At 63.4% G+C, this 26,380-nt stretch carries 26 protein-coding genes; 11 read left to right on the top strand and 15 right to left on the bottom strand.

The genetic code is table 11. The features are described 5' to 3' along the window. Positions 1-3: 3 nt before the first annotated feature. Positions 4-1,254 carry a 3-oxo-isoapionate-4-phosphate decarboxylase OiaX gene (gene oiaX / locus NKH35_RS11895; RefSeq protein ID WP_352914628.1) on the bottom strand — a complete coding sequence of 417 codons (1,251 nt, stop codon included), beginning with the start codon at positions 1,252-1,254 and terminating at the stop codon, positions 4-6. Between the two features lie 186 nt (positions 1,255-1,440). Here oiaX and NKH35_RS11890 point away from each other — a divergent pair, with 186 nt between their 5' ends. Beyond that, on the top strand, positions 1,441-2,154 hold the full coding sequence (locus NKH35_RS11890; RefSeq protein ID WP_352914626.1) for a transcriptional regulator NanR: 714 nt from the start codon (positions 1,441-1,443) through the stop codon (positions 2,152-2,154). Between the two features lies 1 nt (position 2,155). Here the strand turns inward: NKH35_RS11890 and apnL are convergent, their stop codons facing one another. The 8 genes from apnL to NKH35_RS11850 all read right to left on the bottom strand — a co-directional run bounded on the left by apnL (position 2,156) and on the right by NKH35_RS11850 (position 10,916). Further along, positions 2,156-3,994 (bottom strand): D-apionate lactonase, encoded by a 1,839-nt coding sequence (apnL, locus tag NKH35_RS11885; protein ID WP_352914625.1) that lies wholly within the window; start codon positions 3,992-3,994, stop codon positions 2,156-2,158. Beyond that, complete coding sequence (locus NKH35_RS11880; protein WP_352914622.1) at positions 3,991-5,025, bottom strand: Gfo/Idh/MocA family protein; 1,035 nt, start codon at positions 5,023-5,025, stop codon at positions 3,991-3,993. Before NKH35_RS11880 ends, apnL begins: the two co-directional genes overlap by 4 nt. Positions 5,026-5,027: 2 nt before the next feature. Then, on the bottom strand, positions 5,028-6,092 hold the full coding sequence (locus tag NKH35_RS11875; protein WP_023688190.1) for an ABC transporter permease: 1,065 nt from the start codon (positions 6,090-6,092) through the stop codon (positions 5,028-5,030). After that, on the bottom strand, positions 6,085-7,641 hold the full coding sequence (locus tag NKH35_RS11870) for a sugar ABC transporter ATP-binding protein (protein ID WP_023710720.1): 1,557 nt from the start codon (positions 7,639-7,641) through the stop codon (positions 6,085-6,087). The genes NKH35_RS11875 and NKH35_RS11870 overlap by 8 nt, the downstream gene beginning before the upstream one ends. Continuing rightward, on the bottom strand, positions 7,638-8,282 hold the full coding sequence (locus NKH35_RS11865) for a DUF2291 family protein (protein WP_023733713.1): 645 nt from the start codon (positions 8,280-8,282) through the stop codon (positions 7,638-7,640). Before NKH35_RS11865 ends, NKH35_RS11870 begins: the two co-directional genes overlap by 4 nt. Before the next feature lie 95 nt (positions 8,283-8,377). Then, positions 8,378-9,319, bottom strand: coding sequence for a D-ribose ABC transporter substrate-binding protein (locus tag NKH35_RS11860; protein ID WP_023733714.1), 942 nt, complete (start codon positions 9,317-9,319; stop codon positions 8,378-8,380). 322 nt (positions 9,320-9,641) lie between these two features. Next, positions 9,642-10,469, bottom strand: a complete 828-nt coding sequence (locus NKH35_RS11855) for a phosphogluconate dehydrogenase C-terminal domain-containing protein (protein WP_023733715.1) — start codon at positions 10,467-10,469, stop codon at positions 9,642-9,644. A 219-nt stretch (positions 10,470-10,688) separates the two neighbouring features. Next, positions 10,689-10,916, bottom strand: coding sequence for a KTSC domain-containing protein (locus NKH35_RS11850; RefSeq protein ID WP_352914618.1), 228 nt, complete (start codon positions 10,914-10,916; stop codon positions 10,689-10,691). A 148-nt stretch (positions 10,917-11,064) separates the two neighbouring features. Here NKH35_RS11850 and NKH35_RS11845 point away from each other — a divergent pair, with 148 nt between their 5' ends. The 5 genes from NKH35_RS11845 to NKH35_RS11825 all read left to right on the top strand — a co-directional run bounded on the left by NKH35_RS11845 (position 11,065) and on the right by NKH35_RS11825 (position 13,997). Further along, a complete protein-coding gene (locus tag NKH35_RS11845; RefSeq protein WP_023805421.1) occupies positions 11,065-11,661 on the top strand; it encodes an alpha-ketoglutarate-dependent dioxygenase AlkB in 597 nt (198 codons plus the stop codon). Positions 11,662-11,725: 64 nt separating this feature from the next. Beyond that, on the top strand, positions 11,726-12,112 hold the full coding sequence (locus NKH35_RS11840; RefSeq protein ID WP_023697647.1) for a hypothetical protein: 387 nt from the start codon (positions 11,726-11,728) through the stop codon (positions 12,110-12,112). A gap of 77 nt (positions 12,113-12,189) precedes the next feature. Beyond that, on the top strand, positions 12,190-12,621 hold the full coding sequence (locus tag NKH35_RS11835) for a cupin domain-containing protein (protein ID WP_023805422.1): 432 nt from the start codon (positions 12,190-12,192) through the stop codon (positions 12,619-12,621). 99 nt (positions 12,622-12,720) lie between these two features. Beyond that, the gene (locus NKH35_RS11830) at positions 12,721-13,491 is read left to right on the top strand and encodes a copper homeostasis protein CutC (RefSeq protein ID WP_488377191.1); all 771 of its coding nucleotides are present in this window, start codon (positions 12,721-12,723) and stop codon (positions 13,489-13,491) included. Next, the gene (locus NKH35_RS11825) at positions 13,491-13,997 is read left to right on the top strand and encodes a GNAT family N-acetyltransferase (protein WP_352914674.1); all 507 of its coding nucleotides are present in this window, start codon (positions 13,491-13,493) and stop codon (positions 13,995-13,997) included. Before NKH35_RS11830 ends, NKH35_RS11825 begins: the two co-directional genes overlap by 1 nt. Before the next feature lie 38 nt (positions 13,998-14,035). On the opposite strand, the gene NKH35_RS11820 is transcribed toward NKH35_RS11825, so the two are convergent. From NKH35_RS11820 to NKH35_RS11805, 4 genes are all read right to left on the bottom strand, one after another. Beyond that, positions 14,036-15,055 (bottom strand): acyltransferase family protein, encoded by a 1,020-nt coding sequence (locus NKH35_RS11820; protein WP_023672621.1) that lies wholly within the window; start codon positions 15,053-15,055, stop codon positions 14,036-14,038. 288 nt (positions 15,056-15,343) lie between these two features. Continuing rightward, the gene (locus NKH35_RS11815; RefSeq protein ID WP_023733719.1) at positions 15,344-16,141 is read right to left on the bottom strand and encodes an FAD binding domain-containing protein; all 798 of its coding nucleotides are present in this window, start codon (positions 16,139-16,141) and stop codon (positions 15,344-15,346) included. A gap of 98 nt (positions 16,142-16,239) precedes the next feature. Beyond that, positions 16,240-18,585, bottom strand: a complete 2,346-nt coding sequence (locus NKH35_RS11810; protein WP_023688177.1) for a xanthine dehydrogenase family protein molybdopterin-binding subunit — start codon at positions 18,583-18,585, stop codon at positions 16,240-16,242. 123 nt (positions 18,586-18,708) lie between these two features. Next, entirely contained in the window at positions 18,709-19,209 is a 501-nt protein-coding gene (locus tag NKH35_RS11805; RefSeq protein ID WP_352914615.1) for a (2Fe-2S)-binding protein, read from the bottom strand. A gap of 248 nt (positions 19,210-19,457) precedes the next feature. On the opposite strand from NKH35_RS11805, the gene NKH35_RS11800 reads away from it, so the two are divergent. Continuing rightward, positions 19,458-20,642 carry an FIST N-terminal domain-containing protein gene (locus NKH35_RS11800; RefSeq protein ID WP_352653838.1) on the top strand — a complete coding sequence of 395 codons (1,185 nt, stop codon included), beginning with the start codon at positions 19,458-19,460 and terminating at the stop codon, positions 20,640-20,642. Between the two features lie 3 nt (positions 20,643-20,645). Continuing rightward, on the top strand, positions 20,646-21,989 hold the full coding sequence (locus NKH35_RS11795; protein WP_023672626.1) for a hybrid sensor histidine kinase/response regulator: 1,344 nt from the start codon (positions 20,646-20,648) through the stop codon (positions 21,987-21,989). 123 nt (positions 21,990-22,112) lie between these two features. On the opposite strand, the gene NKH35_RS11790 is transcribed toward NKH35_RS11795, so the two are convergent. Further along, a complete protein-coding gene (locus tag NKH35_RS11790) occupies positions 22,113-22,796 on the bottom strand; it encodes a response regulator (protein ID WP_023672627.1) in 684 nt (227 codons plus the stop codon). 210 nt (positions 22,797-23,006) lie between these two features. Here NKH35_RS11790 and NKH35_RS11785 point away from each other — a divergent pair, with 210 nt between their 5' ends. From NKH35_RS11785 to NKH35_RS11775, 3 genes are read left to right on the top strand one after another with little or no spacing between them, the layout of a single operon-like run. Then, positions 23,007-23,729, top strand: a complete 723-nt coding sequence (locus NKH35_RS11785; RefSeq protein ID WP_352914612.1) for a fumarylacetoacetate hydrolase family protein — start codon at positions 23,007-23,009, stop codon at positions 23,727-23,729. A gap of 4 nt (positions 23,730-23,733) precedes the next feature. Then, positions 23,734-24,384 carry a maleylacetoacetate isomerase gene (gene maiA, locus NKH35_RS11780; protein WP_023688172.1) on the top strand — a complete coding sequence of 217 codons (651 nt, stop codon included), beginning with the start codon at positions 23,734-23,736 and terminating at the stop codon, positions 24,382-24,384. Between the two features lie 36 nt (positions 24,385-24,420). Beyond that, a complete protein-coding gene (locus tag NKH35_RS11775; RefSeq protein WP_023735269.1) occupies positions 24,421-25,461 on the top strand; it encodes a zinc-dependent alcohol dehydrogenase family protein in 1,041 nt (346 codons plus the stop codon). Positions 25,462-25,489: 28 nt separating this feature from the next. Here the strand turns inward: NKH35_RS11775 and NKH35_RS11770 are convergent, their stop codons facing one another. Then, positions 25,490-26,353 carry a DMT family transporter gene (locus NKH35_RS11770; protein WP_352914610.1) on the bottom strand — a complete coding sequence of 288 codons (864 nt, stop codon included), beginning with the start codon at positions 26,351-26,353 and terminating at the stop codon, positions 25,490-25,492. Between the last annotated feature and the right edge of the window lie 27 nt (positions 26,354-26,380).

The raw sequence follows: 26,380 nt of genomic DNA, 5'->3' as shown, positions 1-26,380 counted from the left end.
GCTTCAGGCCGCTTTGCCGTCGCCGAACTTTTCGATCGACCGCGCCAGCTCCGGATGGCCCAAGGCGAAATCCGCCAGCGGAATGCCGTCGACCGCCGCCTGCCAGGCTTGCTGCACGGCACGCACCCCGGCGCCCGGTCCATCCGGATGGCTGACGATGCCGCCGCCGCACAGATAGAGCAGATCGACCGTCCGGCCGGTCCGTTCATAGGTCTCGGGCGCCTGCCCGCCCCATTGGCCGGAGCCCGCCACAGGCAAGGCGCAATCCTCAGGGGCAAAAATCGGCGTCGTCACCGCCTTGAAGGACTCGACGAAAGACGCGTCCGGCTCCCAGTATTTCGATTGGATGCCGTTGATCTGGAACTGGTCGACGCCGAGCAGCCGCCAGAACTGTTGCCAGACCTTGAAGTCCATGCCGAGGCCGGGATGGCGAGTAAGAATGTCCCAGCCGTTGCGATGGGCATGCAGCACCAGGCTGGAGCGTTTTCTAAGAAACGCCATGCCACCGAAGCCTATCGAATTGATGTTGACCACCGCGCAATTGCCGCCCGCCTTGGCCACCAGATCGTGGTTGCGCATCATCTCGTCCGGGTCGGCATGCGAGATGCCGAAGGCATACATCACCTTCTTGCCGGTCCTCTGCTCGTGGTCGAGGATCAGCGGCATGATTGCCTTCACCCGCTCCGCCAGCGGCGAATAGGCCGGGCTCATCAGCTTCTCGTCGTCCTTGATGAAATCGACGCCGGCGGCGATCAGCTCCCCCACCATTGCGGCGGTCTCGTGTGGCCGAAGCCCCAGCGCCGGCTTGACGATGGTGCCGATAATCGGTCGGTCCGCAACACCTGTCAGCCTGCGGCTGCCGGCGACGCCGAACTGCGGACCCGGATGGGCGCCACTGAATTCCCCCGGCAATTTCATGTCGACGACGCGAATGCCGGACAGGCCCTTGATCGAATAGGCGCCGCCGATGGCAATCGTCATCAGCGCCGACAGGTCGGTCCCGATGGCATCGAATGGAAAGGCGATGTCGACATCCGCGCGCTTGAACGGCCCGTCACCGGCCTCGGGAAGCGAGGGCCTGCCAGCCCCAGGAAAATGCCGAAGGGCCAGGACCCGCGCGGCCACCCGGGCTTTCAGTGCCGCGGTCCCCCCGGGCAGCGCGACTACGGTTCCAGGCGACGGGTCGCTGGCGATCTTGGTCGCCAGCGCCTCGATGCTACCTGACGTTTCGATGCGGTAGGTGAGCGTGATCATGGTTCGTTGTCTGAGGCCGCGGAGGTTCGAAATTAGTTCCTTGATCGTCAGAATCTGGTATAATGAGTACATAAGCTTTGCAAGCAATATCCTGTCTTGCGGCTATGGCCGATCGGGGCGACAGCCATTCCGGGAACAGCTGCGGCAGTGCTAGATAGACACAGGTCAAGGGAGTGATTCGCGACGATGAACCGTTCGGAGCCGATCGTCCGGCGCAAACTTTCCGACGAAGTGTTTTTGCGGCTGAAGCGCCTGATCACCAGCGGAGAATTGACGCCGGGCGACGACATGCCGTCGGAGCGCGAGTTGATGGAGCGCTTCGAGGTCGGCCGTCCCGCGATCCGCGAGGCGATGCAGGCGCTGAGCAATATGGGCCTCGTCGCGATCTCGCATGGCGAACGCGCCAAGGTGCTGCAGTTGACCGCCAAGTCGATCATCAAGCAGGTCGACGGCGCAGCCAAGATCATCCTGTCGTCCTCGAAGGACACGTTGGAGCACCTGAAAACCGCGCGCATCTTCTTCGAGCGCGGCATGGTCAGGGAAGCCGCCGAAAACGCCACCGCCGAGGACGTTCACCGGTTACGCGCCACGGTTGCCGAACAGCGTGGCTTTCGCGGCGATTCCGAGGCCTTCATCTCCGCCGACATGAAGTTTCATACCCAGATCGCGGCGATCTCCGGCAACCCGATCTATGTCGCCGTGAGCGAAGCGATGCTCGGTTGGCTGAAGGAATATCACACCGAAATGCTGATCTGGACCGGCAAGGAACAGTTCACGCTGACCGAGCATGAAGAGATCATCGGCCGCATCGAGAAGAAGGATGCCGACGGCGCCGAGAAGGCGATGATCAAGCATCTCGAGCGCTCGCGCGCGCTTTATGTGATGAACTCCGGCAACTGATTCAGCCGATCCGCGTGATCGCGTAAGGGGTCATCACCAGTTGGCCTCGGCCAAACGCTGAGATGTCGACCGTCACGTCGTTCGCCGTCAGGTTCGCCAGCCACGCCACGGTCTTGCCCGAAGCGGAGCGGCCGGCCAGCGCCAGCACCTTCGTCTGATCGCTCGTCCTTGCCGCCACATGCGCAAGGCCGGCCAGTTCGCAAACCCCCTTGATGGCACCGAAGATCGGCCGAGGCGATCCTTCCGCGACGGGTTCGCCGGATGCTGCGAGCACGCCGAAGGGCCCGGCGAAGCCGGACAGCGTGAGCAGTTCCAGCCCAGCCGGCGCCACGCGCGCGGCATAGCCGATCGCCCATGCGGCTGCGAAGAGGCCGGCATGGCGAGGGTCGCGATCGGCCATGGCGATGCGCTGTCCCCCGGGATTGCCCTTGGTCGCGCCGCCATAGGGGTTCTGGCGCATGGCGATCGTCGACGGACCGATGCGGTAAGGCTTTGCCCCGAAGATCGCCCGCGCCGACGCGGTGATGAAGGGCAGCGCCTCCAGTGACTGCATGACGCTGAGATCGTCGGCGGCGTGCACGATCGGGCACGTGCAGTGGGTGACGAAATCGAGCAGGCCCCCCGGCACGCGCTTGCGGTTGAGCTCGGTGAAATAGCTGAACATGCCGCCACCAAGCCGGATATCGGGAAAGGCGCGCCGCGCCGCGTCATAGACGTCTTCGAGCGGCGGACAGTCCGGCCACGCACTGCCCGGCGGTGTCGACTGCCGGTCAACCGAAGGCGAGACGGCAATGGCCGAAAGCTTCAACCCGGCTTGACGCACCATGTCGGCAACGCCTGACAGCTCGGCATCGAGGTCGCCCGCGCAGGCAACGACGCATTCCAGCGTCGTCTGCACCGGATAGGCGGCGGTGAGCCTTGCATAAGACTGCAATGCTTCGAGACCGTGGCCGCGCGTCGGATCGTAGTGGAAGACAAGTTGCTGCGGGCCGAGCTCGGTCAATGTCGAAAGATTTGCGAGCGCTGCTTCGACCTCATCCGGGTAGATGATCACGCCGAGATCCGGCAGCCTCTGCCCGGTCTCGCCGAGTTCGACGCTGACCGGTTCGGCGGCAGATGCTGCGGCCGGCATTCCCCCCTCGCCGGTGATGCGAAGGCTGACCGTCTGGCTTACAGTTTGGCCGGCCGGCAGCACATAGGGCCATGGCAGCGCCAGCGGCCGCACATAGGTCTTGTATGACGCGTCCGACCAGTTGCGCTGGTCCTCCATCTCGAAAGTGTCGCCTTCCATCCGGCATTCGGCAGTGATGCCCGGCCGGACTTCATGGGTGATCGCGCGCAAATCCTTGAAAGGCTGCCAGGGATCGATCAACAGCGGCAGCTTCGCCGCCACCAAGCTGCCGTCCGTATGCTCGACCGTCACCGGGCTTCCGGAGAGGCCGGCGATCGGATGCAGGATGCAGAAGCCGCAGCGATTGGTCTCGAAATCGCTTTCAGGGACCGCGCTGACGTCGAAGACCAGGTGACCGTTGGCGGAGCCCTTGATCGTAGCGCGAAGGTCGAGCCGGCTTCCGCCCGGCGCTAAGCAACTTGCGGAGTAGCTGACGGAGAAGCTGTCGGCGTCCTGATCGACGGCAAGGTCGGTCAGTTCAGGCTCGTAAGTGCCCCAGTCGCGGTCGCGCACGATGTAGGCGATGGCGCGCAGCACTTCGATGCCGCCGTAACGGATGGTGCGCAGGCTGCCGTTGACAAAGTCGGCGCTGAGCAAGCCCGCACTCAGCCTGACCGGCTCGGCCTCGACCACGCGTGTGCCGTATAGGAGGAAGGCGTCGGCTGTCATGTCAGCAAGCCATCCAGGTGGACAGGTTCGTGGCTCGCGGCGCCCAGATAGGCCGCCTCGACCAGCGCGAATGTCTTGAGATTGTCGGCGCCCGAGGTCGCCGGCTCGGTTCCCTTTGCCAGGCAGTCGACCCAGTGCTGCTGGATGGCGACGACGCTCTCCTGGATGTTGTGCCATGGGCGCGATGCCCAGGCGAGTACGGGCGGCGAAACGTCGGTGATCTTCGTGCCGCTCCTGCCGGTGACGGTGAGCCGATATCCCTGCGCCAAGCGGATCGTGCCGTCGCTGCCGTCGATCTCGATCAGCGTTTCGGGAAACGGTTCGGTGGCGAGCTTCGTCGCGTAGCTACAGTCGACCACTGACGTCGCCCCGCTCTTGTGGTCCATCAGCATCGTCGCGACATCTTCGCCCGCGATGCCGGGGTTGATGCGCGCGGTTCGCGTCGTGATCGTCGACACGTCGCCCAGTAGAAAACGGGCGATGTCGAGACTGTGGATACCGAGGTCCTCGATGATGAAGCGCTTTCCCTTGGCGAGATAGGGCTGGCCGGAAAACACGTCATAGGCAGAGCGGAAGGAGATGCGCCCGAAGAACGGCGTGCCGATCTCGCCGCTGTCGAGCACGGCACGCACCGCCTGGATCGCCGACTGCCAGCGAAAATTCTCATGCACCATCAGCGGTACGCCGGCTTCCACGCAGGCCCTCACCATCGCCTTGGCGTCGGCAAGCGTCGGCGCGAACGGCTTTTGGCAAATCACCGGCACACGGTACAGCGCCGCCATCTCGACCAGCGGACGATGGCTGGGAACGGTAGTGGCGATATCGACGAAGTCGAGGCTTTCGCTTGCAAACACCTCTGCCGCGTCGGTGTAGCGCTTCGCAATGCCGAACTGGTCGCCGATGATGCGCAGCCGCTCCGGGTCGCGGTCGCAAATGGCGACCATCGCGGCGCCTTCAATGTCGCGCCAGGCATGCATCTGGTTGATGGCAAAGAAGCCGCAGCCGATGAGCCCTCCCCGCAACTCCGCCATGCTCAGCCTGCCTTTGCCATCTGCATCAGCGTCACCCGGCTCTGCAGCCGGCGCTGCGCTTGGTCGACGACGACGGCGACGATGATGACAAGGCCCTTGATCACCATCTGCCAGAAGGAACTCACGCCCATCATCACCAACCCGTCCGAAAGAATGCCGATGACGAAGGCGCCGACAATGGTGCCGCCGATCGTGCCGCGCCCACCCGACATCGAGGTGCCGCCGAGCACCGCCGCCGCAATGGCGTTGAGCTCGAAACTTTCGCCTGTTGCCGGGTGCGAGGCCATCAGTTCGGACGAGATGATCAGGCCGACGATCGCCGCGCAGAAGCCGGAGAACATGTAGACGAACATTTTCACCATGTTGACACGAACGCCCGAAATTCGCGACGCCCGTTCATTGCCGCCGACGGCGAAGATGTGGCGGCCGAGCGGGGTGTATTTGGCGAGGTAGGCCGCCGCCAGCGCAACGACGATCAGTATCCAGATCGCCACCGGCAGGCCGAGCAGCCGCCCGGCGCCGAGGAAACCAAACCCGGTGGTGCCAAGCTCCGGCTTGCCGACGAGGTTGGGGAAGGTGCGGCCGTCCGACGACAGCAACGCCAGGCCGCGCGCGACATAGAGCACGCCGAGCGTGGCGATGAACGGCGCGACGTTCAGCCTGGTGATCAGCAGTCCGTTGACGGCGCCGATCAATATGCCGACCGCCAGCGTGATCAGCGCGATCTCGACGACGTTGAAATAGACGGTGTAGCCGAATTGCAGGTCGATGCCGTTGAGCACGAGGTAGCCGGCGACCATGCCGCACAGGCCGACGATCGAGCCGACTGAGAGATCGATGCCGCCGGTGATGATGACGAAGGTCATGCCCATGGCGAGGAAGGCGTTCAGCGCCACATGTTTCGACATCAGGATCAGGTTGGCGGTCGACAGGAAATTCGGCGCCGCGATCGAAAAGAAGATCAAGACGGCGATCAGCGCGATGAACGTCCTCGCCTTCATCAGCGTCAGCAGCAGCGAGCCGCTCGAGACGGAGGAGACAGCCGCCTTGGCCGGGATGTCAGTCATGGGCGCTTTTCTCCGTGTGCGGGGTCGGTCCGTGGCCAAGTGCCGAGGCGGCGACAAGGGCTGCCTCCGTCGCCTCGGAGCGATCGAACATGCCCGTCAGTTTTCCATTGCTCATCACCGCGATGCGATCGGACAGCGCCATCACCTCATCGAGATCCGAGGTGGCGAACAGAATACCGAGCCCATCGCGCGATAGTTTGCGCATGGTGCGGAAGACGTCGGCCTTGGCGCCGACATCGATGCCACGGCTGGGCTCATCCATCAGCAGCACCTTCGGCCCGGTGAGCAGCGCCTTGCCGATCACCACCTTTTGCTGGTTGCCGCCCGACAGCGATGAGACCTCCTGCGCCGGGTCGGCGACCTTGATCGCCAGTTCCCGCACCATCTGCGTCACCGCCTGCTTCTCGTGGCCGCCGCGAATGTGAAACAGGCGGACAAAACGCGACAGGCTGGCCAGTGTCAGATTGCTCGCGACGGACAGGATCGAGACTAGCCCTTCGCGTTGGCGGTCTTCGGGGATCAGCGCCAGCCCGCGCCGGATACGCCGCGTCGTGTCGCGCTCCTTGACCTTTTTGCCGGCGATGAAGATCGCGCCGGTAGCCTGGCCATGGCGGCCCATGATGCAGTCGAACAGCTCGCTGCGCCCAGCGCCCATCAGGCCGTATATGCCGAGGATCTCGCCGGCGCGCAGCGACAGCGAGACGTGATCGACCGCCAGTCCGCCGGTCGCGCGCGGCAGGCAGATGTCCTCGGCGCGGAATATCTCTTCGCCGGGAACATGGCCGTCGGCCTTGGCGAAATCCTTGGCGTCGGAGCCGATCATCTGCCGCACGATCCACCGGGTGTCGACGTTTTTCATCTCTTCCTGGCCGGTGATGTGTCCATCGCGCAGCACGGTGATGTAGTCGCCGATGCGGATCAGCTCTTCCAGCCGGTGCGAGATATAGACGATGGCCACGCCGCGCGCCTTGAGGTCGGCGATCACCTTGAACAGGATCTCGACTTCCGCCGCACTCAGCGCCGAGGTCGGCTCGTCCATGATCAGGATGCGTGCATCGAGCGAGACCGCCTTGGCGATCTCGACCAGCTGCTGCTGGCCGATGCGCAGATCCTCGACCAGCATGTCCGGCCTTATCCCGGCCTGCAGCCGTTCGAGAAATTGCGCCGCGCGACGCTCCTGTTCCTTGCGGTCGATCTTGCGGAACCGGTTGGTGATCTCGCGCGTGGCGAAGATGTTCTCGGCGACGGTCATATTGCCAAACAGGTTCAGCTCCTGGAACACCATGCCGATGCCGCGGTTCACCGCGTCGCCCGATGACGAGAAGGAGACCTCCTCCCCTTCCAGGAGGATCCGGCCGAGCGTCGGCTGTTCGACGCCGGCGATAATCTTCATCAGCGTCGATTTGCCGGCGCCGTTTTCGCCGACCAGCACATTGACCGCCCCCTTGCGTACCTCGAAATTCGCGCGCTTGACCGCGACGGTGCCGGAATAGACCTTCGAGACGTCTTCCAGCTTCAGGATGACATCGTGAGCGGCGGCGGCACTCATGGATTCGGCCCGATCTCTGCCTCCGCCGGTGTCACCAGCGGCAGGTCCTGGCCGCTTTCGAGCGTATAGGCACCGAGAACCTTGGCGGTCCGGCCTTCCAGGGCGTCACGCGGCAGTTTGGCAAGCACGGCCTTGACGGCATAGGCGTTGAACGCCTTGCCGAACTGGGCAAAGTCGATCTGGTTGGTAAAATCGTTGAACTGGATGAAATCGAGGCTGTCGCGCAGCGCGGTTCCCCGCATCGCCGGTCCGATCTGCACCCGCGCATCGGCCTTGCCGTCGCCGTCGACATCGACATCCATGGTCGCTGCCCGCGACTGCGTGTTGGCGGCGATGATCTTGCCCTCGACGCGAACCGCGAAGGTCCATGGCGAATTCGCCTGCTTGTTCGGATTGCCATATTTGGCGCCGGCGGAAGCAGGATCGGTTTTCGCCAGAGCGTGGACCTGGGCAAACGGCCCGGCTTTCTGCTGGAGGTAAGGTACGACCTTCGCGGCCCAGATCTCCTCGACCATCCTGTCAGGATTGAAGACGACGGCATTGCCGCTGTCCCCCGAAGCGGTCGGGAGGATCTTGCAGGCGGTCAGGCTGATGCCGACTGCAACGACAAGGATCGGCCAGTTCGGCTTGTTGTTCAGCATGATGGTTTGTTGTTCAGCATGGTGGTCGGCACCCACGGAAAATGGCGGCGAGGGACGACCCTTGGGTCGCCCCTCGCTATTCATGTCACGCCGGCTCAGTTGGTCAGCGCAAACGTTTCCAGCTTGGCAGCATTGTCGCCATTGACCAGGACGCAGTCCATCAGTTGCTTCTCCTTCTCGGGCGACTTCTTGTTCTTGATGAAGTCGTTGGCCTGCTCGACCGCCATCTGCGCCTGCGCATAGGCCGGCTGCAGCACGGTTGCCTTGATGCCGCCCGCGGTGATCGAATCGCGCACGTCGTTGGATCCGTCGAAACCGACGACGATGACGTCCTTGCGGTTCGCCGCAACCAGCGCCGCATACGCGCCCATGGCCATCGTGTCGTTGCCGGAGATGACGCCCTTGATATCCGGGTTGGCCTGCAGGATCGATTCCATCTTGGAATAGGCTTCCGTCTGGCTCCAGTTGGCCGATTGCTGGGCGACCATCTTCAGGTCCGGATAATCGTCGATGACGTCATGATAGCCCTTCGAGCGAATGCCGGCATTGGTATCGGATTCCTTGCCGACCAGCTCGACGAAATTGCCCTTCTCGCCCATCAGCTTGACGAACTCCTGCGCGCCGAGCTGGGCGCCCTGGTAGTTGTTGGAGACGATCTGAGCCACGGCGACGCCGGTGGCGTTGATCTCGCGATCGATCAGGAACGACGGCACGCCTGCGTCCTTGGCCTTCTGCACGGCAGCGACAGTGGCGTCGGCGCCGGCATTGTCGAGGATGATCGCCTTGGCGCCGCGACCGATCGCCGTATCGATCAATTCGGATTGCTTGTTGGCGTCGTCATCATGGACGAGCACAAGCGCTTCGTAGCCGAGTTCCTTGGCCTTGGCTTCGGCGCCGACGGCTTCCGCCTTGAAGAACGGATTGTCGTGCGAGGGCGTGATGATGGCAATGAGGTCGGCCGCATAGGCGGGTACCGCCGTGCCAAGCGCCAGCATGCCGGCGAACGCCGCAAGTGTCATTCTGCGTGTGAGTTTCATGATGTCCTCCCGTTTGAAAAATTGCCTTGATAAATCAAGGCCTCTGCATTCGAATTCATCGCGCAACGCGGGCCGCCGATCGGTTCAGGCTGAATGCCGGTGCCGGCTTCCAAACGATCGCTGCTCCCCCGCCGTCCCTCCACTCGCCCAGGCTTCGTACTTCCCGCGAACCCTTGCCCAAGCCATCAACAGCTAAGCCAACTGGTATGATGAGTCAATCACTAATTGAGGTGACATGTTCCCACTGAGCAAAACATCTGTTCGTAGTGGCGGGTGTGTCGAGCCATCGAGGCGCTCCGGCAAGCGCCCGACTCGGCCTGTCTCAGGTAATGCGCCGAATGCTCGCGGCGATCTCTTCGGGCTCGAACACCCGCTTCCAGTCGTCGCGCATCAGCACCGGCTTGCCGAATTCGATCGCCTTGTTGCAGGCATCCGAGAATACGCCCTTGGTCTCGCCGAAAATCACGGCGCCGAGCACGTTCATGTGGCCGAGCAGGAAGTCGAGCGCCGCCTGTTGGTCGACGCCTCGCGCGACGACCTCGTCGACGGCTTCCTTCATGACGACAAGCAGTGACGCGCACACCGTCTCCGATAGACCGGGCTCCAGCAGCGCCATCTGTTCGACAGTGACACGGTGCGAGCGCATGACCGGCGCCCAGATGATTTTCGCGACCGCCTCGCCCTTGGCGTAATCCGCTTCCGGTCCCTGCATCAGCGCGCTGACCATATGCTGCTTGGCCTTGACGCCACCAAAATAGTCCTTCTTGGCCGCTATGTCGGTCTCGTCGTTGAAGATCGGCGGATGACAGGGATGGGTGACGAAATAGGTCAGGTCCGGCCGGTTGGGCAGGTGGCCGGCGAAGGGTGCGGCCGCATCGAGCACTATCACCATTGTGCCTGGCGCCAGTTTGCTCTCGATATCAGCCGCCACCTTGCCGATATGCGTGTCGGGAACGGCCAGGATGACAATATCCGCCCCGTCGAGCGCCGCATCGGCACTGACCGCGTCGAAGCCCAGTCCGGTCTTCAGCCGCTCGCGGCCGGCCTCGCTGACCTCGACATGGCGTACCGTGTAGGGCGATCCGCGAAAATTGGTCGACAGGCGGTAACCCATTTTGCCGCCGGCACCGAACAGCGCAATCGTCGTCATCTATCCCTACTCCCGCATTAAACGACGGCCGCGCCGATCGTCATGTTATTAACTGGTATAATCACCTTACCACGAATTGAGGAGTTGAACAGGGCTTTGATGAGGCCATGCGGTCGTCTGTTTGGCATTCCGCTCGCACGTGGCGGGCCTATAGCTGCCTGGGTCCCTGGTCTTCCCAGCCCGAAAACGATCCCTGCGCTGCGACTCCTGGTAGCGCCTTCAGGATCCAGTCACGCGCCGGCGTCGTTCTTCAACCAATTGAAACCGGTAGCGGTCGCGCACGAACTCGTTGAAAAATTGCCCTTTCGAGAAGGCGGCCCGGAACGCCGCATAGGTCTCGGGCTCGACCTCTTCATAGTCGTAGCGGGCTCCGCTCGGGACGAACCAGACCGAGAGGATTTTCGTCGACGGGTCGTAATGGGTGTTGCGGATGGCGGTGGACGGCATGTCGAAATCCTGCTTCGTCCCCAAATCTTTCGCCCCAAATCCTGCTTCGAACATGCGTAATGCCGCAACGATGCGGAGGTTCCGACAGGGAGGCGCACCACAACGCCGAATCTTGCCCGGGTGGCGAGGCTTCCTATCTCTCCGTCAGATGGCACAGACGAAATCCAGTACAACAGCGTATGCCAGCCAGGGCGATCTCTTCGGCGCGGCCGACACGCTGCCGGAAGGATTTTCTTACCGGCCTAGCCTGATCACAACGGACGAAGAGGCGGAACTGGTCCGTCACCTCAATGAACTGTCCTTCAAGCCGTTCGATTTCCACGGCCACCTTGCCAACCGGCAGGTCGCCGGCTTCGGCTGGCGCTACGACTACGACCGGCGCCAGGTCGTCGAAGCGCCGCCCATCCCGAAATTCCTGCTGCCGCTTCGCGACAAGGTCGCGGATTTTGCCGGCAGGCAGGCCACGGAATTCGCCCAAGTGCTCATCAACGAGTATCCGCCGGGCGCGGGCATAGGTTGGCATCGCGACAAGCCGCATTTCGATCTCGTCGCCGGCGTCTCGCTGCTGGCGCCCTGCAGCTTTCGGCTGCGCCGCAAAAACGGCTCCAAATGGGATCGCGAGACGATCGAGGTCGAACCGAGGTCCCTCTATCTCATGGACGGTCCGGCGCGCCACGAGTGGGAGCACAGCATTCCGCCGGTCGCCGGTCACCGCTACTCCATCACGCTGCGCACTCTGAAATAGGCGATACTCCAAGCCACGCAGCAGCCGCTCTGGAAGGCCGAGCGCTGTTGTGCTTCGATTGCACATGAGCGTTGACCGCAGCAGAATTTTAGTTACCCGCGTAGCGCCCTTTCTGTGGGCATGCCTGTCCTGCCTGCTGGCTCTGCAGTGGCTCGTCGACCTTGGCATGGTCGGCTTTCCCGACGGATACATAACGCCCTATGCAAGAGCAACGAGCACGCTGTTGCATGTCCTTGTCTGGGCGTGCCTGGCTCAAAGTCTCTACTTCGCTTGCCGAGCCTTGTTTGGCAAACGCTTCGAGCCTGCTCCTCTCTTCCTGCAAATCCTGATCGCCGCCGCACTGACTGTCGTGCCGGCATTCATCGTAAAACACTGTCCGCGGTCTCAGGTATGCAGCAACATCTATGAAGCGCTCACGAATACGATGATGGACGACGGCACCGGCGGATGACGTTGTGTCTCCAGTAACTGACGAGAGTTAGAACTTTGGCGTCGCGCCGCGCGGTGGCGGTAAAACCTGGAGGAACCATGCGAAAGATCCTGGCATCGATGCTGCTGTTCGCGGCAGCGCTATCTGCAAACCCCGCTCGGGCGCTGGACAGTACCATCCCGCCGGTTGTCGTCACACCGCTTGCCGATCGCAGCCAGACGGCGTCCAGCCAGCCGATCGTGCTGCCGCAGAAAAATGTCCAGGTCCTGGTTTCAACCTATGACATTGCGGTCGGTGCCACTCTGCCGGTGCACAAGCACCCGTTTGCCCGCTACGCCTATGTCGAGGCCGGGACACTCAAAGTGACGAATGTCGAGACCGGCAACAGCAACACCTACAAGACGGGCGATTTCATCATCGAGATGATCGGCCAGTGGCACCAGGCCACCAACATCGGCGACGGCCCGGTCAAGCTGCTGGTCATCGACCAGGTCGAACAAGGCGCCAAGAACACGGTGCTGCGCCAGTAATTGCGGATCGGCCGGGTTGCCGGGCTGGCCCAAGCAGCGACTGGCTGTTCCGGCTTCCCCACCAACCGAGCCGATGCTAGGGCTGGCCGTCATGCAATCATGAAGGATCGCCCCTTGGCCGGAAATGCTCGCCCCCTGATCGAAATCTGCGTCGAAGGCATCGATGGACTGCTGGCTGCGCAGGCCGCCGGCGCCGACCGGGTCGAGCTCTGCGCCAGCCTGGTCGAAGGCGGCATCACGCCCAGCCTCGGCACGGTGCGCGCCGCACTCGAGAGCGCGACAATTCCCTTCCATGTCATCGTGCGGCCGCGCGGCGGCGATTTCCTCTACAGCGAGGCCGAATACAGCTCGATGCTCGCCGATGTCGCAGCGCTTCGTGACCTCGGCGTCGCCGGTGTCGTCGTCGGTTGCCTCAATGCCGACGGCACCATCGATGAAACCCGCATGGGCGCACTGGTCGATGCCGCCGGTCCGCTCGCCGTCACCTGCCACCGCGCCTTCGACATGACGCGCGACCCGGCCGAGGCGCTGGAAGCGCTGATCCGCTGCAAGGTCGGCCGCGTGCTGACCAGCGGCCAGAGGGACACCGCGGTGGAAGGCGCCGGCCTGTTGGCGGATCTCGTCCGCCAGGCCGACGGCCGCATCATCATCCTCGGCTGCGGCGCGCTGGACCCCGAAAACATCGCCGGGGTGCTGGCATCAACCGGGCTGACGGAACTGCATTTCGCCGCGCTCAAGGACGTACCGAGCGCCATGGCCTACCGCAACCCGCAAGTCGGCATGGGCGGCGGCGATCTGGACCGCGAATACCGCACCACAGTCACCGATGGGGCGCTGGTTGCCGCGACGATTGCGGCGGCCAGAGCATGATGAGCGAAGCCGTGACTGGGCCGTCGCCGATCAGCCGTGTCTCGCCTCAGGACGAAGCAGCCATCCTCGCACTCAACAACGAGCACGCCGCCGAACTGTCATGGCTCGAGCCGGAACGGCTGTCCTTCCTGCTTGGCGAAGCGTTTTACGTCAGGCGCATCGGCACGCTCGAAGCCTTCATCATGACCTTCGACCAGAGTGCGGCCTACGACAGCCCGAATTTCCTCTGGTTCCGCGAGCGCTATCCACGCTTCGTCTATGTCGACCGCGTCGTCGTCGCGGCGCAAGCGCGCGGCCGCGGCCATGCCCGCCGGCTCTACGAGGATCTGTTCGGGGAAGTCGCCCGCGCGGGCCACAGCATCGTCACCTGCGAGGTCAATGTCGAACCGCCCAATCCGGCTTCGGACGCCTTCCATGCGGCGCTTGGCTTCGGCGAGGTCGGCGAAGCGGCGATCCATGGCGGCCAGAAGACCGTGCGCTACTACCTCAGGCAGATCGCGGGCTGACACATCGCTGGGCGCCACAGGCCCTTGTGGCCCGCCTGTCACCAATTCCGGTTCAGCCAGGCCCGCGCGGGCTTCTCGACCAGATAGTAGCTGCATAATGCACAGGCGAAGACAGCCGCCAGCATCGGGATCGGTGCACTGCCCTGCTCGGCGACGAATTTGTAGAAGGGCTGTTGCCAGAGATAGAGCGAGTACGACCATAGCCCGATCATCACCATCGGCCTGGATGAAAGCAGGCCGGTAAGATGCCAGTTGCTGGTGTCCAGCGTATTGACGGCAAGCGCCAGCAACGGCACCGCCAGTAGGTAATGGATCGGCGTCGGCACCGGATCGAGGAACAGCAATATAGCCGCCGCCGACACGAGGCTGACATAGGGGCTCGTCAGGAATGCCGGCAGCCGGTCATCGTGCTTGAGCAGGCAGATCGATGCCGACAGCAGGATCGAGGCGATATGCACATCGGTGCGCCAATAGCTGTGCTCGTAATCCATGCCGAGTGCCCAGTACGAAATGGCGCCATTGGCCATCGCCAGCAGCGACAGCGTCACCAGCAGCCGAACGACATTACCCCGCCCGGTCACCACCACGCTGATCAGCGCCAGGATGATGTAGGCATGCTCTTCCACGCATAGCGACCAGATGTGGTCGAGCGCGCCGGCGCGGGTGATGAGAATTCCGGCATAGTTGTAGGTGAATGTCAGCGCCGTCAGCGCCGCCTTCCATTTGAAGCCGATAAAGGTGCCGGAGAGCCCGATCATGGCTGATGTCACGAACACCAGCAGCGCGGGATAGATGCGCGAAAAGCGGCGCTTGAAGAATTTTTTCAGCGGAAAGCGTTCGATGAACAGGATCTCGCCCATCAGCCGGCCTGAAAGCACGAAGAAGAACTCGACGCCGAGCACGCCGAGATTGATCCCGGGAACGGGGAAGAAATGGCCGATCAGCACCAGTGCGATCGAAAGCCCGCGCCAGCCATCGAGATAGGCCAGTCTTGCTCTGGCTGCTTTGTCGGCTGTGGCCCGCGGCAGGGCAACAGACGCTGCGGAGATGTCGGCCATGCCGATCCTCTACGACGCAAGATCTTGGCGCAGCTCACACCGCCGCGCGCAGAATCCACCCCGTGTTCCGCCAAGCTATACATATTGCAGTGCAATATCAGATTGTGCAAGTGCGAGAATGGGGCTGGGCAGTCCCTTGGGAAGTATGCGCCTGTTCTTGCACGGGAATTACCTGAAACAACGGATTTGCGCGTGGCAGCGAACCCGCAAGGACTGGGCAGTTACAGCCCGCCGCAGACGAACAAAGGGGCCGCGATGGCCCCTTTCCTTGTCAGTAGCTTTATGATGTCAGGCATTGGCTGCCGCCACCGCGCGCTTGGCCATCACGGCGATCAAATTGGCGCGGTATTCGGCCGAAGCGTGGAGGTCGGTCATCAAATTCTTAGCCGGCACTTTCACGCCGTCGAGCGCCGATGCGGCAAAATTCTTCGCCAGTGCGGCTTCGATCTCCTTCGAGCGGAACACACCGTCATCGCCGGCACCGGTGACGGCAACGCTGACCCCGTCCTTGCCCTTGGCCACGAACACGCCGACGATCGCATAGCGCGAGGCCGGGTTGCGGAATTTTTCGTAAGCAGCCTTGGCCGGCGCGGTAAAACTCACCGCGGTGATGATCTCGCCTTCTTTCAGCGCCGTTTCGAACAGGCCGGTGAAGAATTTCGCGGCTGAAACCTCGCGCTTGTTGGTGACGATGGTGGCGCCCAGCGCCAAGAGCGCCGCCGGATAATCGGCGGCTGGGTCGTTGTTGGCGACCGAGCCGCCGATCGTGCCCTTGTGGCGCACCGCCGGATCGCCAATCAGCGACGCAAGGTGCGCAAGCGCCGGACAGGCCTTCCGCAGCTTCTCGTCATTGGCGACGTCGTAATGGGTTGTGGCGGCGCCGATGGTGACGGTCTTGCCCGACACCTTGACGCCTTGCAACTCCCTGATCCGCGACAGGTCGATCAGGTCGGACGGTGCGGCGAGCCGCGTCTTCATCGCCGGGATCAGCGTCATGCCGCCTGACAAAAGCCTGGCGTCGCCGCTCTTCACCAGCTTGGCGGCGTCGACGACCGAGGCGGCGCGGTGGTAGTTGACTGCGTACATGGGATCCTCCCTTGAAGTGGTTAGGCAGTAGTGAGTAGGGAATAGGGACGCTGTCATCTCCGGCGATGCCCATTCCCTACTCACTACTCCCTACTCACTCATTTCTTCGCCCGTATCGCCGCCCACACCGTCGACGGCGAGGCCGGCATGGCGATGTCCACAATCCCCAAAGCGTCGGTGATGGCGTTGATGACCGCCGGCGGCGAGCCGATGGCGCCGGCCTCGCCACAGCCCTTGATGCCGAGCGGATTGCTCGGACACGGCGTGTTCGAGGTCGACACCTTGAATGACGGCAGGTCGTCCGCGCGGGGCATGGTGTAGTCCATGTAGCTCGCCGTCAAAAGCTGCCCGCTATCGTCATAGTGAGCGCCTTCCAGCAGCGCCTGGCCGATGCCCTGGGCGATGCCGCCATGCACCTGGCCCTCGACGATCATCGGGTTGATGATGTTGCCGAAATCGTCCGCGGCGACGAACTGGACGATCTCGGTCGTGCCGGTTTCCGGATCGATCTCGACCTCGCAGATGTAGCAGCCGGCCGGGAAAGTGAAGTTCGCCGGATCGTAGAAGGCGGTTTCCTTCAGTCCCGGCTCCATGCCTGCCGGCAGATTGTGAGCGGTGTAGGCGGCAAGAGCCACCTGGAACCAGGGCAGGCTCTTGTCGGTGCCGGCAACCTTGACCTCGCCATTCTCGATGACGATGTCGCCCTCGTCGGCCTCGAGCAGATGGGCGGCGATTTTCTTGGCCTTGGCCTCGACCTTGTCGAGCGCCTTGGCAATTGCCGACATGCCGACCGCGCCCGAGCGCGAGCCGTAGGTGCCCATACCCATCTGCACCTTGTCGGTATCTCCATGGACGATCGAGACCGAGTCCAGTGGCACGCCAAAACGCTGGTTGACGAGTTGCGCGAAGGTCGTCTCATGGCCCTGGCCGTGGCTGTGCGAGCCGGTCAGCACCTCGATCGTGCCGACGGCATTGACCCGCACCTCGGCCGATTCCCACAGACCGACGCCGGCGCCGAGCGAACCGACCGCCGCCGACGGCGCGATGCCGCAGGCCTCGATATAGCAGCTCATGCCGATGCCGCGCAGTCTGCCCTGGCTGGCGGCCGCCGCTTTGCGCTTGGCAAAGCCGGCATAGTCGGACGCCTGTGTCGCCGCATCGAGTGAAGCGCCATAGTCGCCGGCGTCATAGTTCATGATGACCGGCGTCTGGTGCGGAAACTCGGTGATGAAATTGATGCGCCGCAACTCCGCCGGAGAGACCCCAAGTTCACGCGCGGCGGTCTCCATTGTCCGTTCGAGCAGATACGTGGCTTCCGGCCGCCCTGCCCCGCGATAGGCATCGACGGGTGCCGTGTTGGTGTAGACGGTGCGCACATTGGCGTGGATCGTCGGGATGTTGTACTGGCCCGACAGCAGCGTCGCGTAGAGATAGGTCGGCACGCAAGACGAGAACAGCGACATGTAGGCGCCGAGATTGGCGATGGTGTCGACTTTGAAGCCGGTGATCTTGTTGTTCTTGTCGAACGCCATTTCGACCGTCGAGACATGGTCGCGGCCATGTGCGTCGGTGAGGAAGCTTTCGGTGCGGTCGGCGACCCATTTGACCGGGACGCCGGTTTTCTTGGACGCCCACAGGCAGACGATCTCTTCGGGATAGATGTAGATCTTCGAGCCGAAGCCGCCGCCGACATCGGGCGCAATGACGCGCAGCTTGTTTTCCGGCGCGACATTGTAGAAGGCGCTCATCACCAGCCGCGCGACATGCGGGTTCTGCGACGTCGTCCAACAGGTAAAATGGTCCTCGGCCTTGTCGTAATGGCCAAGGGCCGCGCGCGGCTCCATGGCGTTGGGAACCAGCCGGTTGTTGACGATCTTCATGCGGGTGACATGGGCCGCCGCCTGGATCGCCGCGTCGGTCGCCTTGGCATCGCCGATCTCCCAGTCGAAGATAAGATTGTCCTCGGCTTCGGCATGGACCTGCGGCGCACCTTTTTGCAGCGCCTTGGTGGCATCGACCACCGCCTTCAATTCCTTGTAGGTGATCTCGACCGCTTCGGCCGCGTCGCGGGCCTGGCCCTTGGTTTCCGCCACCACGATGACGACCGCGTCGCCGACATAGCGCACCTTGTCGACGGCCAGCGGCGACCACGCGCCCATCTTCATCGGCGAGCCGTCCTTGGAATGGATCATCCAGCCGCAGATCAGGTTGCCGATGCCGTCGGCCTTGAGCTCCTTGCCGGTCAAGACGCCGATGACGCCGGGCATCGCCTGCGCTCGTCTGACGTCGATCTTCTTGATCTGAGCATGCGCGTGCGGGCTGCGCACGAAAGCGGCATGCTTCATGCCGGGAACCACCATGTCGTCGACATAGCGGCCGGCGCCGGTGATGAAGCGTTTGTCTTCCTTGCGCACGACCCGAGCGCCGATACCTTCAATGCCCATAGGAATTCCTCCGGAATAGCGAATAGTGAGTGGCGAATAGTGATTAGTGAGTGGGGAATTGTGCTCGGAGCGGTTCGGCTAAACCGACTACTCGCTACTCCCTATTCGCTACTCGCTTCTTTCTTACGCTGCCTGTTTCGCCCTGCCCTTCGGCACCTTCGCCATAGTCTGCGATGCGGCGAGGATCGCCTTGACGATGTTGTGGTAGCCGGTGCAGCGGCAGATGTTGCCTTCGAGATCGGCGCGCACCGTCGCCTCATCGAGGCCTTCGGGATGGCGCGCGATCATGTCGGTCGCGGTCATGATCATGCCCGGCGTGCAGAAGCCGCATTGCAGCCCATGATGTTCCTTGAACGCGGCCTGCATCGGATGCAGGTCGCCGCCATTGGCAAGCCCTTCGATCGTCACCACGGTCGACCCGGAGGCCTGCACGGCCAGCATCGAACAGGACTTCACCGCCTTGCCGTCGACATGCACGACGCAGGCGCCGCATTGAGAGGTGTCACAACCGACATGCGTTCCGGTGAGACCAAGATTTTCGCGCAGGAAATGAACCAGAAGCGTTCGGTCCTCGGCAGCGCCGCTGATCCGTTTTCCGTTCACGACAAACGAAACGTCCGACATGCATCCTCCCTGGGTATGACCTTGGTAGTCATGCTGCCGATGCGGCTTTGGCGCTCGGCCATGCGCTATTGGTACACTGCACAAAGCGCAAAAAACACACGGCGCTCATTGTACTTTCGGTCATGGAGAAAACGAAAATCATGGGCCTGTCCGCCCCATTGCCAAAGAGCGAATAGGGGGCAACAATGCCCTCGACGCCAGCGCGCCGAGAGACATAAAACGGGCGCGCGCAGGAAGCGTCGGAGGATATCGGGAGGAAGCCTCTGGCCAGTTCACGGACGAGCTATGCATCCGGTCTGTCGGCGCTCACCACCGACGAGCCCGACGCCGATGCATTCGCCCTGGCGGTCGCCGTCGAGGCCGCAGCCATCGATGCCGGCTTTGCCCTGCTGTTCTTCTCCCAGAGCCTGTTTGACGCGAGCGTCCTTTCGCAAGGGCTGAAGACCCACGCGCCGACGCTGGCCTACGCCGCCTGCTCGACCGCCGGCGAGATTACCCCCCAGGGCCTGGAGGAAGGCCATGTGCTGGCGCTGCTCTTTCCCTCCGCGTCGTTTTCGGCGGTCAGCACCATGGTCGACAATCTCTCCTCGTCGGGCATGGACAGGATCACTGATGAAGTCGAGGCCCTGCGGCGCCTACTGCGCGGGCGCCTCGGCTGTTGCCATACCAAAAGCACCTTCGCGCTCTGCTTCATCGACGGCCTGTCCTTTGCCGAGGAAGCGGTGACCTCGGCCATCCATTGGGGGCTGGACGACATCCCGCTGCTCGGCGGTTCGGCGGGCGACGACCTCAAATTCGAAACCACCAGTCTGATTTCGAACGGCAAGGTGGCGTCAGACAGCGCCATCATCGTGTTGATTGCTACCGAAATTCCCTTCCACGTCTTCAAGACCGACAATTTCATCCCCACCGACGAAAAGCTGGTGGTGACGGCATCCGACCCGGACCACCGCACCGTGCGCGAGTTCAACGCCACCAATGCGGCCGAGGAATATGCAGCCTCGGTCGGCATCGTTGCGCAGAACCTGACGCCGCTGAGCTTCGCCTCTCACCCCGTTGTGGTGAAGGTGGGCGGCGAATACTACTGCCGCTCGATCCAGAAGATGCATCCCGACGGCTCGCTGTCGTTCTTCTGCGCCATCGACGACGGCGTCGTGCTGTCCATCGCCCAGCCCAAGGACATGGTGGAATCGACGCGCGCCGCACTGCGCGACGTCGAGGAGCGGCTCGGCGGCATCGACATGATCCTCGGCTTCGATTGCGTGCTGCGCCGGCTCGACGCCCGCAACCGCCAGGTGTTCCGCGACATTTCGGAGCTTTACCGGGTCAACAATGTCATCGGCTTCGGCACCTATGGCGAACAGTATCGTTCGATGCACCTCAACCAGACTTTCACCGGCATCGCCTTCGGCGAACGCCAGGCGGCGGAATAGCCCATGCCGCTCAGGGACATCGACGACGTCGACAGGCTGAAGAAGATCAACGCCGCTCTGGTCAGCCGCGTCGAGCGCTCGATGGACCAGCAGGGCAATGCCTTCTCGCTGTTCCAGACTGCAATTTCACTGGAAAACCGGGTGCGCATGCGCACCGAGGAACTGCACTCGACCTTGCGCCGGCTGGAACAGTCGAACATCGACCTCAGCGCCGCCAAGGAAAACGCCGAGCTGGCGAACCTGTCCAAGACCAGGTTCCTGGCCGCCGCCAGCCATGACGTGCTGCAGCCGCTGAACGCCGCCCACCTCTCGGTCTCGGCACTGGCCGAAGTGCAGACCAGCGACGAGGGCAAGAAACTCGTCCGTCAGGTCGAGCGCTCGCTGGAGACGATGGAAGACCTGTTGCGCACGCTGCTCGACATTTCCAAGCTCGACGCCGGCGTGGTCCAGCCCGACATTGGCGACGTCAATCTGGAGACGTTGTTTTCGTCGCTGCGCTCGGATTTCAAGCCGGTTGCCAAGCTGAAGGGGCTGACACTGAAATTCCGCCCGGTCAGCGCCGTGGTGCGTTCGGACCGCACGCTTTTGCGCCGCATCCTGCAGAACATCCTGTCCAATGCGCTGCGCTATACCCGCTCGGGCGGCGTGCTGGTCGGCACCAGGCATCGCGGCGACACCATCCGCATCGATGTCGCCGACACCGGCTGCGGCATTCCCGACGACCAGCGCGAGGCGGTGTTCGAGGAATTCCATCGCGGCTCCGCCATTCCGGCCGATACCGGAATTTCCGGCGGCGGGCTGGGGCTGGGCCTTGCCATCGTGCGGCGCATGGCCGCCGCGCTCGGCCACCCCGTGACGTTTTCGTCGAAAGTCGGGCGCGGCACCATCTTCCACATCGATGTGCCGGTCGGCATCGGCGCCAGCGCCGACGCCATCGCCAGCCTTGCCGAGATGGAGCGGCCGCGCGGCTACGGCCTGTTCGGCACCAAGGTGCTGCTGGTCGAAAACGACGCCGATGTGTTGCAGGCGATGACCTTCCTGCTCGAGCGCTGGCAGTGCCTGGTGCGTGCCGCGACCTCGACCGAGGATGCGCTCAGCCTGCTCGGCGACACCGACTGGGTGCCCGACATCGTCATTGCCGACCAGCATCTCGACGACGGCGACCTCGGCACCGCAACAATAGCCGAAGTGCGCGATTATCTCGGCCGCGCCGTGCCGGCGCTGATCGTCACCGCCGACGGATCGGAGGCCGTCGCCAAAGCCGCCCGCGCCGCCGGCATCGAACTGATGCGCAAGCCGCTGAAACCGGCGCAGCTAAGGGCGCTGCTGGCGCATCTGCTGGCTTGAGCCCCATACCCTCCCCTTGATGGGGAGGGTCGGCGCGCAACGCCGGGGCGGGGTGCAGCGCCAAGGTCCCCCACCCCGCTCCGCTTCGCGGATCGACCCTCCCAACAAGGGGGAGGGTAAAGATCAAAACCCGGCCTGATCGCGAAACAGCTCCGCATTGTCCAGCTTCGACACCTCGATCACCGCTTGCGTGCGGCTGTAGACGTTGAGCTTGCGCAGGATCTCCGAGACATGCGCCTTGACCGTGGTCTCGCCGACCTGCAGCTCGTAGGCGATCTGCTTGTTGAGCAGGCCTTGGCGCAGCATCTGCAGCACGCGCAGCTGCTGCGGCGTCAGTTTGGCCAGCCGCTGCACCATGTCGGCGCGGTCGGCGCTGTCGGCGTCGGGCGGCTGTCCCTCATAGGTCTCCGGCACATAGATCGCGCCCTCCATCACCGAGCGGATTGCGGCCGCAAGATCGCTCTTGCGCGCCGATTTCGGGATGAAGCCGGCAGCGCCATAGGACAACGCCTCGGAGATGATCTTCGGCTCCTCATAGCCCGAGACGACGACCACCGGCAGCCGCGGATGGCGGGTCCTCAGCTGCAGCAACCCGTCAAAGCCATGCACATCGGGCATGTTGAGATCGAGCAGCGCCAGATCGAACGGTTTTATCCCACCCAGGAGATCGAGCGCTTCGGCAATCGAGCGCGCCTCCACCGTGTCGACTTCCGGGTACGCCATCTGCACGGCGCTGTGCAGCGCCTCGCGAAACAGCGGATGGTCGTCGATGATCAGAAACCGGGCGCGATCGTTGATTGCGGTCATGGTGTTTGTTTCAGTTCTCCGTGGGCACGATACTCCCGCTGGTATGGCCAGCTTATTGGCAAATAGTCTATCGCCATCTTAACCCCCGGAGGCGAAGCCGACTTTATCCGACAATCAAGGCGCAGCTCGTGCTTTTGCGGACGCTGATGCCTTGCCCGGGGGTTCAAATCGGTCAAATGTGCCGTCAAGATCCCAAGCAGAGACCCGCGCATGACAGACTTCGTCCTTCCCCTGCCCGCAACACCATCGGTCGCCGTCGCCGGCTCGGCCGAGCGCTTTGCGGTGCGCCGCATCTTCTGCGTCGGCCGCAACTACGCCGCGCACGCCCGCGAACTCGGCAATGACGAACGCGACCCGCCCTTCTTCTTCACCAAGCCGGCCGATGCGGTGGTCGATAGCGGCACCACGGTCCCGTACCCGCCTTTGACCAAAAACCTGCACCATGAGATCGAGCTGGTGGCGGCGATCGGCAAGGCCGGCTTCCGCATCCCGCGCGCGCAAGCGCTCGACCATGTCTGGGGCTACGGCGCCGGTATCGACCTCACCCGCCGCGACCTGCAGGACGAGGCCAAGAAAGCGGCGCGGCCGTGGGACTGGTCGAAGGCCTTCGACCGCTCGGCGCCTTGCGGCCCGTTGGTATCAGCCGCCAAATCCGGCCACCCGCAAAAGGGCCGCATCTGGCTCGCCGTCGACGGCACGGTGAAACAGGAGGGCGACCTCGCCGAACTGATCTGGCCGATCGCCGATATCGTTTCGATCTGCAGCGGTGCGGTTGTACTACAACCGGGCGACCTGATCTTCACCGGCACGCCGGCCGGCGTCGGCGCGGTGGTGCCGGGCCAGACGATGACCGGCGGCGTCGACGGCATCGGCACCATCGAGATCACTGTCGGCCAAGATTCGATCGGCCAAAATTCCACCGACAAGCCGTGATCCAATGAGCGACCTCGTCCTCCACAACTACTACCGCTCCTCCACCTCCTATCGCGCACGCATTGCGCTGGAGATGAAGGGCCTGACCTACGATTACGTGCCGCATCATCTGCGTCATGGCGACCATCTGGAGCCGGCTTACCTGGCGGTCAATCCGCAGGGGCTGGTGCCGGCGCTGATCCTGGGCGACGGCACGCTTTTGACGCAGTCGCTGGCGATCATCGAATATCTCGACGAGACCCATCCCGAACCGCCGCTGTTGCCGAAGGACGCGCTCGGCCGGGCGCGCGTGCGAATGTTGGCGCAGATGATCGCCTGCGACATCCACCCGGTGAACAATCTGCGCGTGCTGACCTCGCTGCGCACTTTGTTCGGCGCCGGCGACCAGGATGTCATCCACTGGTTTCGCCACTGGGTGAACGAAGGGTTCCAGCCGCTTGAAAAGATTCTGGCTTCATCGGATGAGACCGGCACATTTTGCCATGGCGACGCACCGGGCCTCGCCGACATCTGCCTGGTCGCCCAGATCGCCAGCAACGCCCGCTTCGGCGTCGACCTGACACCCTACCCCGAGATCTCGCGCATCCACGCCGCCTGCATGGCGCTGCCGGCCTTTCAGAAGGCGGCGCCGGAGAATCAGATAGATGCCGAATAGGCTCACAATGCCGGAGCAGAGCACGGGGAGTTGCCGATGAAAGCCGTCGTCTTCGAAAAATTCGGTGAGACGCCGAGAATCCTGACCGTGCCGGATCCGAAACCGGCTGCCGACGGCGTCGTCATCAAGGTCGAGGCGACCGGGCTCTGCCGTAGCGACTGGCATGGCTGGATGGGTCATGATGACGGCATCACGCTGCCGCATGTGCCGGGCCATGAACTGGCCGGCATCGTCGTCGCCGTCGGCAAGCAGGTGACCCGCTGGAAGGCCGGCGAACGCGTCACCGTGCCGTTCTGCGTCGGCTGCGGCCGCTGCTTCGAATGCAATTCGGGCAATCATCAGGTCTGCGAACAACAAACGCAGCCGGGATTCACCGCCTGGGGATCGTTTGCCGAATATGTCGCCATCGAGCATGCCGACACCAATCTCGTGCGCCTGCCCGAGGAGATGGAGTTCGCCACCGCCGCCAGCCTCGGCTGCCGCTTCGTCACCTCGTTTCGCGCCATTGTCGACCAGGGCCGGGTGACGCCGGGGGAATGGGTGGCGGTGCATGGCTGCGGCGGCGTCGGCCTGTCGGCGATCATGATCGCCAGTTCCATGGGCGCCAATGTCATCGCCATCGACCTCACCGACGAGAAACTGGACTTCGCCAGAAAGATCGGCGCCGTGGCGACCATCAACGCCTCGACCACGCCGAACGTGGTCAAGGCGGTCAAGCAGATCACCAATGGCGGGGCGCATATGTCTATGGACGCGCTCGGCCACTCCACGACCTCGTTCAATTCGATCGCGAACCTGCGCCGGCGCGGCCGCCATGTGCAGGTCGGCCTGATGCTGGGCGAACACGCCCGCCCGCAAGTGCCCATGGACAAGGTGATCGCCTTCGAGCTGGAAATCCTCGGCAGCCACGGCATGCAGGCCTACCGCTACCCCGCAATGATGGAGATGATCCGCACCGGCAAGCTCAAGCCCGAACTGCTGGTCGGCAGAAAGATCAGCCTCGACGAGGCGCCTGCGGCGCTGATGGCAATGGGCGGGTTCGAGGGGATTGGCATTGGGGTGGTGACGAAGTTCTAGGGCGGAGTCGCCCTCCACCACCAAACCCCTAGCGTGCAAACTTCTTCGCCCCGAACACGCAAGCCACCACGCCGAGCGTGACGACCACCATCAGCGGGCTGACCTGCTCGTGCAGCAGCGACGCTGCCAGCGCGAGGCCGAAGAAGGGCTGCAGCAGTTGCAACTGCCCGACCGCGGCGATGCCGCCTTGCGCCAGGCCGCGATACCAGAACACGAAGCCGATCAGCATGCTGAACAGCGAGACATAGGCGAGACCGACCCAGGCGCCGGAGCCGACGCCGGCAAAGGATGGCGGCAGCGTCGCAAAGGTCAGCACAAGCATGATCGGCAGCGAGATCGCCAGCGCCCAGCAGATCACCTGCCAGCCGCCCAGCCTGCGCGACAATGCGGCCCCCTCGGCATAGCCCAATCCGCAGACGATGATTGCGGCCAGCATCAGGCCGTCGCCGACAGGTGAGGCCGTCACGCCTTGCATCAGGGCAAAACCGGCGACCAGCGCGCTGCCGATGCAGGAAAACAGCCAGAAGGCCGGGCGCGGACGCTCGCCACCGCGCAGCACGCCGAAGATCGCGGTGGCCAGCGGCAGCAGGCCGACGAAGATGATAGAGTGGGCAGAGGTGACGTGCTTGAGCGCCAGAGCGGTGAGCAAGGGAAAGCCGACAACCACCCCAAGGGCGACGATCACCAGCGACAGAAAATCGCTGCGCGCCGGGCGCTTCTGCTGGAACAGGACGAGCATCGCGAGACCAAGCAGCCCGGCAATCGCGGCGCGGGCCGAGGTCAGGAATGTCGGATCGAACTCCGCCACGGCGCCGCGCCGCGCCGGCAGCGAGCCTGAGAAGATCAACACGCCGATGAATCCGTTCACCCAGCCGCTCGCGGTCTTGTCCATTCCAGGCTCCATTGCTTTCGCCCTCTA

It is taken from the genome of Mesorhizobium sp. M1143 (genome assembly GCF_040318435.1).
Taxonomy (GTDB): Bacteria; Pseudomonadota; Alphaproteobacteria; order Rhizobiales; family Rhizobiaceae; genus Mesorhizobium.
The sequence above is the reverse complement of the archived record's forward strand: the minus strand, read 5'-3'. Positions and strand labels throughout refer to the sequence as shown.

Bases quoted from the DNA above. Each gene is read 5' to 3' on its own strand.
- oiaX (WP_352914628.1), bottom strand. From the start codon at position 1,254: ATGATCACGCTCACCTACCGCATCGAAACGTCAGGTAGCATCGAGGCG.
- NKH35_RS11890 (WP_352914626.1), top strand. From the start codon at position 1,441: ATGAACCGTTCGGAGCCGATCGTCCGGCGCAAACTTTCCGACGAAGTG.
- apnL (WP_352914625.1), bottom strand. From the start codon at position 3,994: ATGACAGCCGACGCCTTCCTCCTATACGGCACACGCGTGGTCGAGGCC.
- NKH35_RS11880 (WP_352914622.1), bottom strand. From the start codon at position 5,025: ATGGCGGAGTTGCGGGGAGGGCTCATCGGCTGCGGCTTCTTTGCCATC.
- NKH35_RS11875 (WP_023688190.1), bottom strand. From the start codon at position 6,092: ATGACTGACATCCCGGCCAAGGCGGCTGTCTCCTCCGTCTCGAGCGGC.
- NKH35_RS11870 (WP_023710720.1), bottom strand. From the start codon at position 7,641: ATGAGTGCCGCCGCCGCTCACGATGTCATCCTGAAGCTGGAAGACGTC.
- NKH35_RS11865 (WP_023733713.1), bottom strand. From the start codon at position 8,282: ATGCTGAACAACAAGCCGAACTGGCCGATCCTTGTCGTTGCAGTCGGC.
- NKH35_RS11860 (WP_023733714.1), bottom strand. From the start codon at position 9,319: ATGAAACTCACACGCAGAATGACACTTGCGGCGTTCGCCGGCATGCTG.
- NKH35_RS11855 (WP_023733715.1), bottom strand. From the start codon at position 10,469: ATGACGACGATTGCGCTGTTCGGTGCCGGCGGCAAAATGGGTTACCGC.
- NKH35_RS11850 (WP_352914618.1), bottom strand. From the start codon at position 10,916: ATGCCGTCCACCGCCATCCGCAACACCCATTACGACCCGTCGACGAAA.
- NKH35_RS11845 (WP_023805421.1), top strand. From the start codon at position 11,065: ATGGCACAGACGAAATCCAGTACAACAGCGTATGCCAGCCAGGGCGAT.
- NKH35_RS11840 (WP_023697647.1), top strand. From the start codon at position 11,726: ATGAGCGTTGACCGCAGCAGAATTTTAGTTACCCGCGTAGCGCCCTTT.
- NKH35_RS11835 (WP_023805422.1), top strand. From the start codon at position 12,190: ATGCGAAAGATCCTGGCATCGATGCTGCTGTTCGCGGCAGCGCTATCT.
- NKH35_RS11830 (WP_488377191.1), top strand. From the start codon at position 12,721: ATGAAGGATCGCCCCTTGGCCGGAAATGCTCGCCCCCTGATCGAAATC.
- NKH35_RS11825 (WP_352914674.1), top strand. From the start codon at position 13,491: ATGAGCGAAGCCGTGACTGGGCCGTCGCCGATCAGCCGTGTCTCGCCT.
- NKH35_RS11820 (WP_023672621.1), bottom strand. From the start codon at position 15,055: ATGGCCGACATCTCCGCAGCGTCTGTTGCCCTGCCGCGGGCCACAGCC.
- NKH35_RS11815 (WP_023733719.1), bottom strand. From the start codon at position 16,141: ATGTACGCAGTCAACTACCACCGCGCCGCCTCGGTCGTCGACGCCGCC.
- NKH35_RS11810 (WP_023688177.1), bottom strand. From the start codon at position 18,585: ATGGGCATTGAAGGTATCGGCGCTCGGGTCGTGCGCAAGGAAGACAAA.
- NKH35_RS11805 (WP_352914615.1), bottom strand. From the start codon at position 19,209: ATGTCGGACGTTTCGTTTGTCGTGAACGGAAAACGGATCAGCGGCGCT.
- NKH35_RS11795 (WP_023672626.1), top strand. From the start codon at position 20,646: ATGCCGCTCAGGGACATCGACGACGTCGACAGGCTGAAGAAGATCAAC.
- NKH35_RS11790 (WP_023672627.1), bottom strand. From the start codon at position 22,796: ATGACCGCAATCAACGATCGCGCCCGGTTTCTGATCATCGACGACCAT.
- NKH35_RS11785 (WP_352914612.1), top strand. From the start codon at position 23,007: ATGACAGACTTCGTCCTTCCCCTGCCCGCAACACCATCGGTCGCCGTC.
- maiA (WP_023688172.1), top strand. From the start codon at position 23,734: ATGAGCGACCTCGTCCTCCACAACTACTACCGCTCCTCCACCTCCTAT.
- NKH35_RS11775 (WP_023735269.1), top strand. From the start codon at position 24,421: ATGAAAGCCGTCGTCTTCGAAAAATTCGGTGAGACGCCGAGAATCCTG.
- NKH35_RS11770 (WP_352914610.1), bottom strand. From the start codon at position 26,353: ATGGACAAGACCGCGAGCGGCTGGGTGAACGGATTCATCGGCGTGTTG.